19 protein-coding genes and 1 tRNA gene are annotated in these 13,382 nt (G+C 43.1%); 5 read left to right on the top strand and 15 right to left on the bottom strand.

The genetic code is table 11. The features are described 5' to 3' along the window. Positions 1-15: 15 nt before the first annotated feature. From PCC7418_RS05820 to PCC7418_RS20165, 9 genes are all read right to left on the bottom strand, one after another. Entirely contained in the window at positions 16-234 is a 219-nt protein-coding gene (locus PCC7418_RS05820) for a DUF4926 domain-containing protein (protein ID WP_015225248.1), read from the bottom strand. A gap of 12 nt (positions 235-246) precedes the next feature. Then, a complete protein-coding gene (locus PCC7418_RS05815; RefSeq protein WP_015225247.1) occupies positions 247-579 on the bottom strand; it encodes a DUF6883 domain-containing protein in 333 nt (110 codons plus the stop codon). 69 nt (positions 580-648) lie between these two features. After that, positions 649-942, bottom strand: a complete 294-nt coding sequence (locus PCC7418_RS05810) for a nucleotidyltransferase family protein (RefSeq protein WP_015225246.1) — start codon at positions 940-942, stop codon at positions 649-651. A 9-nt stretch (positions 943-951) separates the two neighbouring features. Continuing rightward, positions 952-1,146: a hypothetical protein gene (locus PCC7418_RS05805; protein WP_015225245.1), complete on the bottom strand. Its 195-nt coding sequence runs from the start codon at positions 1,144-1,146 to the stop codon at positions 952-954. Positions 1,147-1,578: 432 nt separating this feature from the next. Beyond that, on the bottom strand, positions 1,579-2,085 hold the full coding sequence (locus PCC7418_RS05800; protein WP_015225244.1) for an EVE domain-containing protein: 507 nt from the start codon (positions 2,083-2,085) through the stop codon (positions 1,579-1,581). After that, entirely contained in the window at positions 1,982-2,380 is a 399-nt protein-coding gene (locus tag PCC7418_RS19740; RefSeq protein WP_071880223.1) for a zinc ribbon domain-containing protein, read from the bottom strand. The genes PCC7418_RS05800 and PCC7418_RS19740 overlap by 104 nt, the downstream gene beginning before the upstream one ends. Positions 2,381-2,514: 134 nt before the next feature. Further along, positions 2,515-2,586: transfer RNA gene (locus tag PCC7418_RS05795), tRNA-Gly, on the bottom strand. 165 nt (positions 2,587-2,751) lie between these two features. After that, positions 2,752-4,695, bottom strand: coding sequence for a heavy metal translocating P-type ATPase (locus tag PCC7418_RS05790; protein ID WP_015225243.1), 1,944 nt, complete (start codon positions 4,693-4,695; stop codon positions 2,752-2,754). A 30-nt stretch (positions 4,696-4,725) separates the two neighbouring features. Then, positions 4,726-4,896 carry a hypothetical protein gene (locus PCC7418_RS20165; protein ID WP_216086775.1) on the bottom strand — a complete coding sequence of 57 codons (171 nt, stop codon included), beginning with the start codon at positions 4,894-4,896 and terminating at the stop codon, positions 4,726-4,728. Positions 4,897-5,024: 128 nt separating this feature from the next. On the opposite strand from PCC7418_RS20165, the gene PCC7418_RS05785 reads away from it, so the two are divergent. After that, entirely contained in the window at positions 5,025-5,966 is a 942-nt protein-coding gene (locus PCC7418_RS05785; protein ID WP_015225242.1) for a cation diffusion facilitator family transporter, read from the top strand. A 255-nt stretch (positions 5,967-6,221) separates the two neighbouring features. On the opposite strand, the gene PCC7418_RS05780 is transcribed toward PCC7418_RS05785, so the two are convergent. Together PCC7418_RS05780 and PCC7418_RS05775 are read right to left on the bottom strand one after the other, a co-directional pair. After that, a complete protein-coding gene (locus tag PCC7418_RS05780; RefSeq protein WP_015225241.1) occupies positions 6,222-6,608 on the bottom strand; it encodes a hypothetical protein in 387 nt (128 codons plus the stop codon). A 241-nt stretch (positions 6,609-6,849) separates the two neighbouring features. Next, complete coding sequence (locus PCC7418_RS05775; RefSeq protein ID WP_015225240.1) at positions 6,850-7,464, bottom strand: tetratricopeptide repeat protein; 615 nt, start codon at positions 7,462-7,464, stop codon at positions 6,850-6,852. A 142-nt stretch (positions 7,465-7,606) separates the two neighbouring features. Between PCC7418_RS05775 and PCC7418_RS05770 the strand changes: the two genes are divergently transcribed. Beyond that, positions 7,607-7,885: a 4a-hydroxytetrahydrobiopterin dehydratase gene (locus PCC7418_RS05770; RefSeq protein ID WP_015225239.1), complete on the top strand. Its 279-nt coding sequence runs from the start codon at positions 7,607-7,609 to the stop codon at positions 7,883-7,885. 42 nt (positions 7,886-7,927) lie between these two features. Beyond that, a complete protein-coding gene (locus PCC7418_RS20450; protein ID WP_171814889.1) occupies positions 7,928-8,086 on the top strand; it encodes a hypothetical protein in 159 nt (52 codons plus the stop codon). 12 nt (positions 8,087-8,098) lie between these two features. On the opposite strand, the gene PCC7418_RS05765 is transcribed toward PCC7418_RS20450, so the two are convergent. Continuing rightward, complete coding sequence (locus PCC7418_RS05765; RefSeq protein WP_015225238.1) at positions 8,099-8,377, bottom strand: RNA-binding protein; 279 nt, start codon at positions 8,375-8,377, stop codon at positions 8,099-8,101. Positions 8,378-8,716: 339 nt separating this feature from the next. Here PCC7418_RS05765 and arsC point away from each other — a divergent pair, with 339 nt between their 5' ends. Both arsC and arsH read left to right on the top strand, forming a co-directional pair. After that, entirely contained in the window at positions 8,717-9,112 is a 396-nt protein-coding gene (arsC, locus tag PCC7418_RS05760; protein ID WP_015225237.1) for an arsenate reductase, glutathione/glutaredoxin type, read from the top strand. A 38-nt stretch (positions 9,113-9,150) separates the two neighbouring features. Next, on the top strand, positions 9,151-9,771 hold the full coding sequence (arsH, locus tag PCC7418_RS05755; RefSeq protein ID WP_015225236.1) for an arsenical resistance protein ArsH: 621 nt from the start codon (positions 9,151-9,153) through the stop codon (positions 9,769-9,771). Between the two features lie 131 nt (positions 9,772-9,902). Here arsH and mutL read toward each other — a convergent pair whose 3' ends face one another. The 3 genes from mutL to nusA form a co-directional block, all read right to left on the bottom strand. Beyond that, positions 9,903-11,642: a DNA mismatch repair endonuclease MutL gene (gene mutL / locus PCC7418_RS05750; RefSeq protein WP_015225235.1), complete on the bottom strand. Its 1,740-nt coding sequence runs from the start codon at positions 11,640-11,642 to the stop codon at positions 9,903-9,905. 123 nt (positions 11,643-11,765) lie between these two features. Then, positions 11,766-12,071, bottom strand: coding sequence for an ATP-dependent Clp protease adapter ClpS (clpS, locus tag PCC7418_RS05745; protein WP_015225234.1), 306 nt, complete (start codon positions 12,069-12,071; stop codon positions 11,766-11,768). 35 nt (positions 12,072-12,106) lie between these two features. Continuing rightward, a complete protein-coding gene (nusA, locus tag PCC7418_RS05740; protein WP_015225233.1) occupies positions 12,107-13,351 on the bottom strand; it encodes a transcription termination factor NusA in 1,245 nt (414 codons plus the stop codon). Positions 13,352-13,382 lie beyond the last annotated feature (31 nt).

Raw genomic sequence — 13,382 nt, 5'->3', positions numbered from 1 at the left:
GTTAAATAACGTTGTTTACGATGCTATTTTGTTGGGTTCTAAGGGATAGTGATGGAGTACCATTAATTGCTCTTCCCGTAAAGTTTCTAGGGCGTAGGCTTGCCCTGTGTTATCACTAAATTCTACTTCAAAAACAGTGGGTTCGTATTGCTCAACAATTGTCCCGACTTGTCCGCGATATAATCCCAGTTCGGGTAAATCTTCCAATAAGGCAACAACATCTAAAAGTTTCATGATCTTCCTCCGCTAAAGGACATAACAAGTAATTAATCGAGGGATTTGCTGCTGATTATCTACTATCCACACACTATGAATGGTTGCGGTTTTATTCCTCCGTGTTAAGGGAAAGTCGATTACATATTTTTGTCCATAGGCGTTTTTTTTATCGGGAATTGCATCATAGGTTTGAACAGCAAATAACAAGGCGTTTTTTAGTTCATTGGCATCATCAATAGTTAAGCCTAAAGCTGATTTAAAGACACGGGCTTTATCCTGTCCATCGGTATGATTAGGGTTAAGGCAATAGCCAGCGAGTTTTTCATCATCAATAATGGCTTGGTCAGAGTTAAGAAGTTTCATTTTCCTTCTTCTATTATATTTTCCTCCTTAATCCTCAGTTTGCCACTCATCAGTTTAGGTAGGAGAGTATCATAAACGTTTCGCCTCAGCTAATACCTGTTCTCGAATGAAAGGACTTAACCCTTGTTCAGTAACAATATCAACTTTACAACCTAATAACTCCTCCAAATCCATGAGTAAACCTCCTGGAAACCAAGGACTGGTTTTAGCGCGATCATAATCAATCAAGAAGTCAATATCACTATTTTTTGTCTCCTCTTGTCGTACCACAGAACCAAATACTCGAACATTAAATGCTCCATGTTTGGAAGCAATTTTAATGATTTCGTCTCGCTTTTCCTGTAATAAATCTATTAGTGGCATTATTATCTCTCACCTATCTAATAAATAAGACTTAATTTCCTGAACATAACCTCGTTTAGCCGTTCCTTTCTCCATCGCTTCTAATGTTTTTCTCCCATTTTCTGCTATCTCAGAACGTCGTTTTTCAATTCTCCTCTTTTTAACTAGATCAAACACTTCCTCTAATACTTCTTGGTTATCAGGAAAATCTATTTCTTCTGACAACTCAATGGTTTTTCCTTTTTTATTCCTTTAATTAACATAAATTGTTTTAACCTTCCATACCTCATCTTTCAAACCTCCCAATTCTTACCCCACCGCAAACTCCGTATGAGGGCGCACATCTGGAGGATGAAACCCTAACACAATCTGATCTAGGCTTTCTTTCTGAGTGGTCTTTTTGGTTTTCGTTGCCATTCGTGTTGTTGGTGAAGTACCGCCGATTTAGTGATTTCGGTAGCTTAGGGTCACATTTCAGGATATGGCACAGAAGCACCCCAATACAAGAGCTAAGCTCTCCAGTAAGTTACAAGTAGAGCATATTTTAGGTTATGTAATCGGTTAATTTTCAGTTAAGTCAAACCCCGATCAACCCAAGTCACTGAATAATTATTTGACCGAGATGGATTAAAGTAGCGTTTCCATCCATCTACTCACTTAAACTTTCTGCAATTTATCCACTTCAGGAATGCGCTGCGCGATCGCGCTTCCTTTTAATTCATAAACCCGTTGCCATTGTTCTGGCGTAACCTTGTAATTAGTAGCATTCGGCTGGCGAATCACCGCTAAATCTTGTAAAACCGAATCATCTTTGAGTGTTTCCTTCAACAAAGGCTTCTCCAGTAGCTTCCGCGTAAACCGTATTTTACATTGAGGAACATCTCGATTCTGAGTGCGCTCAAACCAGTAGCCAATATCTAGCTCCTCCGTTAAATGTTGGGCTGGTTCAATCACTTCTGCGATCGCATAAATTCCAGCGTGTTCACCTGCAACCCATAACAATACTCCGTCCCCAGGAACAATCTCCTTGGCGTAACGAGTGATCGTCCAATATATTTGCTCAAAGTCCCTGATTGCCTCTAGGACTCGAAAATATTTGGGGTTCTTCCTGTGGCGTTTCCACCGTTTGAGAGACTTCTTTCGCTCGATTGGAAAGGGCTTCAACTACTATCGCTTCAACATCTTCTTGGCGCACTGTTTTTTTTTGGCTACAAGAGCGATGCCTACGGCTCGGTCTCCGACCTACGCGCCAGTTTTTACACTGGAAGTAATAGCGGTAAACTCTAGGAATCCCCATACGTTTCGCCCGATGATAGTTCATCACAGCAGATTGAGAATGACAAGTGCTTCGGCACTCAGCACAAATGACCAATCCAGATAAGGGATATTTCAGAGCAGTTGATCCGTAACCTCGTCGCTGGTGATTCTCACTAAGAATTAGATACCATTTTTCTAGCACCGCTTTTAACCCCTAGCCGTCTGGAGGCTTCCGAATGTCCTCAAATAGTCCAAATTTAGTCCAAGTGTTAGTCCAAAATGATAAAATATGAGATTAACAAAGGCTGGAATGCTTGCATGGTAAGGTTTTTAGTAAGCGGGTAAGGGGACTCGAACCCCTGGCATTCACCTTGGGAAGGTGACGTTCTACCACTGAACTATACCCGCAATGGTGTTCTATGATCAAAGCAAATGATGAGAGGTTGAGGTCTTTACTGCCAGCCAATCACGCATCAGCATAGTTTATGATACCTGATAGAGACCTCTAATAACAAGGGGAAAATTAGGGAAACGATCGCGCCGAGAGCAACAAAGACAGATTGCAATAATCATTTAAGCCTTAAATCTTAAAATTCGACCAGCATTGAAAATTGCAATTAACGCCACACCGACATCAGCAAAAATGGCTTCCCAGAGGGATGCTAACCCCATCGCACCGAAAAGAATAAATAATCCTTTAATCCCTAAAGCAAAGCCAATATTCTGCCAGATAATTTGACGGGTTTTCTGCGCGATCGCGATAACCTGTGATACTTTAGAAGGAGCATCAGTCATAATCACCACATCTGCGGTTTCAATCGCAGCATCCGATCCTAAACCGCCCATGGCCATCCCCACATCCGCACGGGCAATCACAGGAGCATCATTAATCCCATCCCCAACAAAGGCAACTTTTCTCTTCTGAGTCCGAACTTGTCCTAAAATATCTTCAACGGCGGTGACTTTATCTTCTGGCAATAAGTCCGCTTGATACTGATCCACCCCTAATTGTTGGGCAATGCTTTGAGCCACCGTTGCATTATCTCCTGTGAGCATCACCACTTCAATTCCTTTTCCTCTCAGGCTAGCAATCGCTTCGACTGCATCCTCTTTCAATTCATCAGCAATAATAATGTGTCCACGATATTCCCCGTTGACTGCTGTATGCGCGATCGTCCCTTCCAGATGGCAAACCTCTGTTTGATGGGGAATCTTTTCTCGATGCAGTAGGCGATCATTTCCCACCACAACCACTTGCTGGTTCACTTCTGCAATAATGCCATGTCCTGAAACTTCTTGATAGTTTTGCAGGGTAGAATCATCAATTTTCTGATTATATGCTTCTCGAATTGACTGCGCCACAGGATGATTAGAGTGGGATTCGACTGTTGCTGCTAATTCTAGCAATTCTGGTTGACTGAAACCATTATGGGTCACAATCTCTGTTACTCGGAAGTTTCCTTTGGTTAATGTCCCCGTTTTATCAAAGACAACCGCTTGCACTTGCGTGAGAGCATCTAAAAAGGTTGCCCCTTTGACTAAAATGCCGTTTTTCGCTGCATTTCCTACACCGCCAAAATAACCTAAGGGCACACTAATCACTAAACCGCACGGACAAGAAATGACCAGTAAAACTAAGGCGCGATAAGTCCATTCCGCTTGGGTTGCGCTGCTGACAAACAGAGGGGGAAGAAATGCAACAGCAAGGGATAAGAAAACAACCACTGGAGTATAGTAACGAGAAAAGGTGGTGATCAATTTCTCGGTTTCTGCTTTTTTACTGTTAGCATTCTCCACCAAATCGAGAATTTTAGAAATTGAGGAGTCAGCAAAGGGTTTCGTTACCTGCACCGTTAAAACCCCAGCCTGATTAATTGACCCCGCTAGAATCTCATCCCCTGCTTGAACAATTTGTGGAATGGATTCGCCCGTGAGGGCCGAGGTGTCGAGTTGGGAGTTTCCTTCCAGAATTTCTCCATCTAAAGGCACTTTTTCCCCAGCACGCACGACGATTAATGCCCCAACCTCAACACGATCTGGAGAAACGGTTGTCACCCCTTCCTCAGTTTTGAGATTGGCGCTATTGGGGCGCACTTCGAGCACGGATTGAATCGAGCGACGGGATTTTCCCACGGCATACCCTTGGAATAATTCTCCCACTTGGAAAAATAGCATCACTGCCACTGCTTCAGGCATTTTGTGAATCGCGATCGCGCTGAGGGTAGCAAGGGTCATTAAAAAGTTTTCATCAAAAATTTCTCCTTTCAGAATATTACGTCCCGCACCACTCAGCACTGTCCAACCACTGATGACATAAGCTGGAAGTAAGACAGCAGACTCAGCAATATGGTAAGGGGTGTTATGGAGGGGGTCGTAAAAAATTAAACCGATTAAAAATAAGACTCCAGACAGCGCGATCGGAGTCAGTTCCTTTTTCCAGTTAAATTCCGTTTGACCATGGGTTTGACTTGGGTTGGAGTCATGATCATGAGCGCAAGCACAACAATTTTCTCCCATCTCAAAATACCTGAAGATCTGAATGATACTTCAGATATTAAAAAAAACAAAAGCCACTCTGTCAATTAAAATTACCTTAAGGTCTTCTTCATCAAGATGTTGAGCAACTTCCCGATCAAGGGTCATGACATGATCATCAGCAAGACTATAGTAGATATTGCGTCCTTGACGACGGAGAAGTTCAGGTTGTACTTGTCGCACCTGATCTAAATGTCTTCACAAGTGGGAGCTTGAGAAGACTCAGAAATGTTTTTCTGATCAGAATTGGGGGGTATCATAATTGAAGTAACGAATAGCAACTTAATTTTGCAGGAGACCTTCCATCCCTTATGACATCTGAATCATCAAAAACGTCTATTTATGCTGCAATGGCAGCCAACATCGCCATTGGAATAGCGAAATTTGTTGGTGCAACAATTAGTGGGAGTTCTGCTATGTTATCAGAGGGAATTCACTCTGTTGTTGACTCCACTAATGAAATTTTACTCCTTTACGGCCTTAAACAAAGTGAACGAGTTGCTGATGAAGAACATCCCTTGGGTCACAGTCAAGAAATTTATTTTTGGTCGTTAGTAGTCGCGGTCTTAATCTTTGCCTTGGGCGGTGGTGTTTCCGTTTATGAAGGATTGAATAGCTTCCAACATTCCGAGTCCTCAACTTCTCCGATTGTCAGTTATATTGTTCTTGGAATTGCTGCAATTTTTGAGGGGACTGCCTTATTTATTTCTATTAAAGAATTCAATCAGAATTATCCGAGAAATCAAGAGGTTGGACTGTGGAAGGCGATTCGTGAAAGTAAAGATCCCAGTGCATTTATTGTCATTGTTGAAGATTTTGCTGCCCTTGTCGGACTGATTTTAGCTTTCTTTGGCGTTTTTCTCAGTGAGGTAACACAAAATCCCATTTACGATGGCATTGCATCGATTATTATTGGGATTCTGCTGACGGTCGTTGCGATGATTTTAGTGGCAGAAACAAAAGGACTCTTAGTGGGAGAAAGTGCGTCTCCCGAAGTGAGAAATAGCATTAAAAATATTGTTCAATCGGATGAAGCAGTTTCTGCTGCCGACTCACCCATTACCTTTCATTTAGGACCTCGGGATATCATGCTCGCCCTGAATATTGAGTTTAAAGATGAACTCTCTTCTGATGAAATTGAAATGGCAACACGACGCATTGAGTCAGCAATTCGAGAGTCTCACACTGAGATTAAACGAATTTTTATTGAAGCAGCTTCTGTGAGTAATGTTGTCATGAAAAGTCAGTCCTAGCCGATATTAATGAATCAAAATTGACAGGTTGCTTCCGAGATTGCCTAGACTTCCCAATGAGATCAGACATAAGACTAATGACGGCGATCAGGTGCTTGTTTCTCCCACCCCGGAAAGGGATGGGCTTCCCGACCGCCTCCTCGGTGAGTCGATGTTACCAATTGATGATTTTTTGCTCATTTGTCCCTAATAACGAAGAACAAAGAACAAAAATTAAGAATGTCCCTCACGCGATCCGAGAATTGCTATAAATAACTACTTGGCACTTCCTGGTTTACAAACGTTATAATCCTGATGGGAAACAACCGCTTCTGGGATAACTTGACTCCCCTGATCGCGACAAATTAAACGATAATCTCGATTCACAGGAATACTAATGATAAAGCGATTATGACGCAAGCGTTTTCCCTTAAATCGCCGATAGTTACTATCTTGTCTGAGTTGAGAAATAATGCGTCGAGTTTTGAGAACAACGTTTTTCGGTAGGGTGGTTAAATCAATCGGATCATGGCTAAAACTTTCTTCCCAAGCAAGCCGTTGGTTTTTTCGTCTCATGCGATCCGATTCTTTCTGCTCACATCTATGGCAAATTTGTCCATAGCCTTGATGTCCACAGGGAAATTTCTTTTTTCTTCTCGCCATGGGGTTGACCTCCTATTTATTTTTACGACACAAACTCGACCTTCTCTTTTCAAGATGATCAAGGGTTACCCCCCCTTGGTTAAAGTCAGCTTGAAATTCAAGAAGGAAGAGAGCAGCTTATGTATTAATCGTAATCGTTAATTGTGCAGAATATTGTAAGATTTTACGTTTTTTATGAAGAAGGGAAGGAAGTGATCGCTTGTGATGCCCACAGCAAGGGGGTTCTAGAATTAAGAAAACATTAAGGCTGAATGTAACGGGCAGTACGTTGTAATCGGTAAGCGGTTCGTTTCTTACCCTGTTCTTTAAACAGTTGGGCTGCTTTTTCTAAATCATCGATCGCTGCGGGATAATTTTCTAACTCCGCATAAGCAAACCCCCGATTCCCGATCGCGCTGGCAAAATCAGGTTTTTGTTCAATCGCTTTGGTAAAGTCAGCAATTGCTTTTTCATACTGCTCTCGCTGGATTTGCACTAAACCGCGATTGTAATAGACTTTTGGGGCTTGATTATTTAGGCTCAGAGCTTGATTATAGTCGGCGAGTGCTCCTTCATAATTCTTAAGGCGCGATCGCGCTAAACCTCGATTACTTAAGGCTTCTGCATTGGTTTGATCAATGGTTAGGGCTTCACTAAAATCAGCGATTGCTCCTTGATAATCTTCTGCTGCAATTTTTTGATTCCCTTGCGTGAGAAGGGTATCAACTTGATTTTGCTTTTCTGGGGAAAGGGCGGGTACATTCTCAGTTGAAGAAGACTGGGAGGAGGAAGCTGAGTTAATCTCGGAACGGCAGCTAACCATTGTAAACGAAAGAAAACAGACGATTAGAAGCGGAAAACGAAATAAATAAGACATAGTTGATGATGATGATAAACAGAACTCTATTTTCAGCTTAGAACAGGAAAGTTCTGTCCTAGGATGGGAGACAAACGAAATCCCATGCTTCTAAATTATGATTGACAACTATTAACATGAGCTTAAAAAAATTCACTGAGCTATGGCACAACTTCTAAGCGATACCGAAATTAAAACCCAGTTGCATGATCTGTCTGATTGGACACAAGAAGGCAAATTTATTAAATGCACTCGGAAGTTTCAGGGCTTCCCCGAAGCAGTAGAATTCGTCAATAAACTGGTTGAACCGGCGGAGTCGGCGGGACACCATCCTGATTTAGAAATTTCTTACAATACCGTCATTATTAGAATGACCAGTCATGATGCAGGGGGATTAACGGAAAAAGATTTTAATCTCGCTCGCACCATTTCTTCCCTGTAATCTTGGAACGCCAAGCGCGATCGCTGCTTTCAGGGGTTGAGCTTGGCGTTAACTATTGTGGCGGTGACAAGTGATGACAATCGGGCTGCCTTGACTAACCGTCGCTTTTCGGTTTTAAGACAAGGAAAGCAAACAAAAAAACGCTTTCGGAAAGCCTACTCAAAACTGATTCACTCTCCAAAAGCGTTGATTGTTACTTAAACTTTACAGAACTTAGAACCGTTGGTTTCTGCGACCACCGCCTTTGTTTTCACGAGGGCGAGCCGTATTAACTTTCAGTTCACGACCCATCCATTCTGCACCATCGAGATCTGAAATTGCTTTGGATTCCTCGCTTTCGGAGGACATTTCAACAAATCCAAACCCTCTCATCCGACCCGTTTCTCGGTCAGTGGGCAAATGAACGCGCTTAACTGTTCCATATTCAGCAAAAACTTCGTTTAAGTCTTCTTGGGTTGCTGAATAGTCTAGATTGCCGATATAAATTGACATTGATTTAAATTCTCCTCAATCAGGAATTGTGTAGTGAGGCAAGATTTCGGAGGGAGTCTGTCAATACGAAGCTAGAAAAAACTATTAATACTGAAATCAAACGTAGTCACCGATCTTTATTCTCATTACTTCAGCGTAGCAGTAATTTTTGGAATCGACAAGCAATTCTATAGCAATATCTTCCACGAATATTTTGATTTTACGTATCAATTTTTTTTGATATATTAGAGAGGGTAAAAATTGGTAAACGGACTGCGTTCGGGTTCCCTCGCGAACTGGAAAAAGCAACACTAACGGATCTGCGTTGTGCAGGTCCATTAGGGTAAAGGAGATAGATCAATGAAGCGTGTTATGTTTGTCTGTCGGAAAAACTCAGCGCGATCGCAGATGGCAGAAGGTTTTGCTAGAACTTTAGGCAATGACCAAATTACGGTTGTCAGTTCTGGACTCGAAGCCAGTCAAGTACGCCCAGAAGCGATCGCTGCAATGAAAGATGTGGGCATTGATATTAGTAATCAAACCTCGAACGCCCTGAGTGAATTTAACCCAGAAGAGTTTGATGTTGTCATTTCTTTATGTGGCTGTGGGGTTAACCTTCCACCAGAATGGGTTACCCGTGAAGAGTTTGAAGATTGGCAACTGGATGATCCCGCAGAACAACCAGAAATTTTCCCTCGGGTACGAGATGAAATTAAGGAACGAGTGAAGGCTTTGATTGCGAAACTCAGTTCCTAAGCGACAACTGTTTAATGATAGTTATTAATTTATCAAGAATGACCCGTTTTAATCATCCACCGAAAATTCTATTTTTGTATGGCTCTTTAAGAGAGCATTCCTACAGTCGCTTGCTTGCAGAAGAAGCAGCGCGGATTATTGCTGAGATGGGGGCGGAAGTTAAATTCTTTCATCCCCATGAACTTCCCTTGCGCGGACAAGTGGAAGAAACGCATCCCAAGGTGCAAGAGTTACGGGAGTTAAGCCAATGGTCAGAAGGTCAAGTTTGGTCTTCTCCTGAAATGCACGGGAATATTACTGGCGTGCTGAAAAATCAAATTGATTGGATTCCGTTAAGTATAGGTGCAGTACGACCCACACAAGGGAAAACGCTGGCTGTGATGCAAGTGAGTGGCGGTTCCCAGTCTTTTAATGCGGTGAATAATCTGCGAATTTTAGGACGGTGGATGCGGATGTTTACGATTCCCAATCAGTCTTCGGTTGCGAAAGCCTACCAAGAATTTCATGAAGATGGCACGATGAAAGAGTCTCGTTATCGCGATCGCGTGGTGGATGTTATGGAGGAACTCTACAAATTTACTGTGCTATTACGAGATCAAGTTGATTATTTAACGGATCGGTACAGTGAACGTAAAGAAAAAAATGGGGTTAAACATTAGCGATGTTTCTCATCAGTTAGGCGTGAATCCGCAAAGGCTCTATTTGTATTCTCCGTAGGAAATCTTTAGTGGAATCAATCAATTCCCCTTGATACAGTCGCCAAACGGATAATGTGACGGATAAAGATAGCTCAAATCCCGTGGCTTTTTCCGATGACCCAGTGACGACGGAAAAATTTAGCCAGAGAAGTTTCGGCTAAAGAGAGGTAAATGGGACGACCATGGGGACAAGTGTGGGGGTGACGGGTGCGTTGCCAACCATCTAGAATTTCTTGCATTTCGGGAACACTTAACGGTGTACCATTCCGAATCGCGCTGCGACAAGCGGTGGCGACTTGGGCGGTTTGTAAGTCTCCTCCTTGACTAAGTTCAATGATGGCATCGGTGAGATCATCCCGTTGTTGTAAAATTTTGGGAACGGTTCTAATTGCCCAGGTGTCTTCCCCAAACGCATCAATTTCGATTCCGAGACGTTCTAGTTGTTCTTGTTGCGATAAAGACAGATGATTGAGGATTAAGGGGGGATCTTGTGGTGTCAGTTGCCATTGGGCTTCTAATTGTTCGTAAATAATGCGTTCATGGGCAATATGCTGCTCAATGAGCCAAATTCCTGAGGGATGCTCTGCGATAATGTAAGTATTGTGGAGTTGCGCGATCGCGCTGAGAGGAATTAAATTAACCGCTTCCTTTTCCTTCTTCTGAGTCGTAGTAACTTGATAACTGCCTTTTTCCTCTCCTACTTTCAAAAGTTCCCCCAACCGTTGATTATGGAAGGTTTCAGGCACAGTTTCGGGATTTAGCTTTAAAACTTCATCCAAGGCGTGAATCGTTTTTTCCCGCCAAAATGAAAGGTGACGGAGATAAATTTCAGCTTTAGACGGGTGACGATTCCAGTCAATGAAACTGGGGTGGGTGTGGAGATGTAACCAGCAAATGGGATGCCGATCGCGCGGTAAAGTTCGCATTAACCCAGAAATCAAGGTTTGTTCCAGTTCGGGTAAACGCACACAGCGTCCATTGATCGCGGTTTTAATCCAGTCGCCTTTATGACGAGAAGCGCGATCGGGTAATCCGACCACTAATTCTAATTGCGATTCTTCTGTTATTTCTGGTAGCGTAATGCGGTGACAAATATATTGAAAATCAGACTGCTGAAACTTCGGTAAAATTTGTGGAAATAATTGTTGTGGCGTTTCTCCAGGACTGAGATGCAGCCACAACCGATCTTGATGATACACTTGCCAAGTGAGGTAAGGATGAGCAAGAGCAATTTCATAAATGGTTTTTTGAATGGTTTTTAGTTGCTGAGAAACTTTCGGTAAGGCGTGACGACGGGCGGGTAAATCCTTGAATAAATCTGAGACGCTGACAATCGTTCCGGGTGCAAGCGCGATCGTTTTTTCGCTGACAACTGTTCCCCCTTGGTTATATTGAACGCCATAGCCCATTCCTGATTCGGGATAACGAGGACGACTAAAGATTTGTAAAGATGCAATTTGAGTGAGACTATGGAGGGCTTCTCCGCGAAAGCCTAGACTCACAATTTTTTGCAGATCAGCAAAGGTTTGAATTTTACTGGTTGTGTGGGGGGAGGCGCAACAGCGTAAATTTTCTAGGGTTATTCCCTCTCCATTATCCGCAACTTGGATGCAAGACAGTTGCTCATCTAGAGAAATGGTAAGCCGATCCGCCTTCGCATCGAGCGCGTTTTCTACCAATTCACGCACCACAGCAGCAGTCGAGGAAATGACTTCCCCGGCTGCAATTTGTTTAATGACATGATTAGGTAAGGCTTGAATTTGATCATAGCCTTTCTTAGTCTGTTGAGGTACGTAATGCGAGTCGGTGGATGTTCTTGGTTCATAGTTCATAGTTCATGGTTAATAGTTCGTGGTTCATTGATTAACAACCAACAAATAACAAAGAACGAAGAACAAAAATTTAGAATGTACCTCAAGAAGCGTGAAAACTGCTATAGACATCAAAGAAATTAATTATTCATCTGGCTCGATGGTACTGGTCAACCCGTGATTTTTCAGGGTTTCACAGTAGAACTCGGCGTGTTCTTGAGCGCAAGTAATCACCAGAGACACGCCAGAATTGTGGGCTTCCATCATAATATCCACCGCTTGCGGTTGCGTGAGACTGGGAACAGTTTGTAACAAGGTTTGTACCACATACTCCATCCCATTGAAATCATCATTATGGAGAAGTACCCGATACCGAGGGGCAGGTTTGCGAACTGTTTGATTTTTCTCGACGGTCTGAATAGCGGGTTTGTCTAGAACTTCAGTTGACACAGTGATCCTCCCGAATTATGTTACTAACATGACTTTCAATCATCCATATTAACGTTTAGGGGAGAGGCTTGCGCTTCTACAGTTTCTTCTGAATCGGGGGAAAAAACTTCTTCAGGTTCAGGTTCAGTTTCAGTTTCTGCTGGTGCTGCTTCGGATTTATTCACTTGTTTAATATCAATTCTCCAACCCGTGAGATGAGCGCTGAGACGGACATTTTGTCCATCTTTTCCAATGGCTAAACTGAGTTGATTTTCAGGAACAAAAACTTGGGCGTGACGTTCTTCCGTATCCATTAAAACCACGCGGTTGATCTGGGCGGGGCTGAGGGCGTTTTTGATGTAGATTTCGGGGTCGGGAGACCAGCGAATGACATCAATTTTTTCCCCTCGCAGTTCATTGACAACGGCTTGAATCCGAGATCCCCGCGCCCCAATACAAGAGCCAACAGGATCGACATCGCGATCGAGCGTATCCACTGCAATTTTTGTCCGCGATCCGACATTGCGAGAAGGGGGATTCGCTTCCCGCGCGATCGCGACGATTCTGACCACTTCATCTTGAATTTCTGGGACTTCATTTTCAAACAAGTAGGCGACTAAACCAGCCGAGGCGCGAGAAACCACTAATTGCGGTCCGCGACTTACGCCCTCGCGAACTTCTTTCAAATACACCCGAAAAGTGGCATTAGCGCGATAATTATCGTTAGGAAGTTGTTCTCGGCGAGGGAGTTCGGCTTCCACTTCAGGGCGACCATAGCCACTGGTAACCGCCATAATTACGGATTGACGTTCAAAGCGGATCACTCGCGCTTGCAAGACGGTTTCTTCCAAGTCTTGGAATTCTTCTTGAATCATCTTGCGTTCTTGATCGCGCAGTTTCTGCATCAGCACTTGTTTGGTTTGAATTGCAGCCATGCGTCCAAATTCTTTTTGCTGCGGAGTCACATCAAGAACCACACTATCCCCCAATTCAGCTTCATCAGCGACTTCTTGCACTTCTTTTAAGCCAATTTGATGATCGGAATTTTCCACTTCTTCCACAATTTCTTTAGTGGCGAGAACCATGAAGCCTTCTTCTTCCACATCCAGTTGTACTTCAAAGTTATCGAAATAATCATCACCAAATTGATCGCGATCGAGGGTGCGCGATCGGCGATAGCGTTCATATCCTTTTAATAAGGCTTCTTGGAGAGCAGCTTTTACCGCACTCGGCGGTAAGTTGTGACTCTCACTGATTTCTTCAATCATTGTCCCTAAACCAGGTAAGCTAACAATTGCCATCTATTTAATCTCCTTTATTAGTCATTTGTCA

Origin of the sequence: Halothece sp. PCC 7418, from assembly GCF_000317635.1 — a bacterium.
In the GTDB taxonomy this organism is placed as follows: Bacteria; Cyanobacteriota; Cyanobacteriia; order Cyanobacteriales; family Rubidibacteraceae; genus Halothece.
The sequence above is the reverse complement of the archived record's forward strand: the minus strand, read 5'-3'. Positions and strand labels throughout refer to the sequence as shown.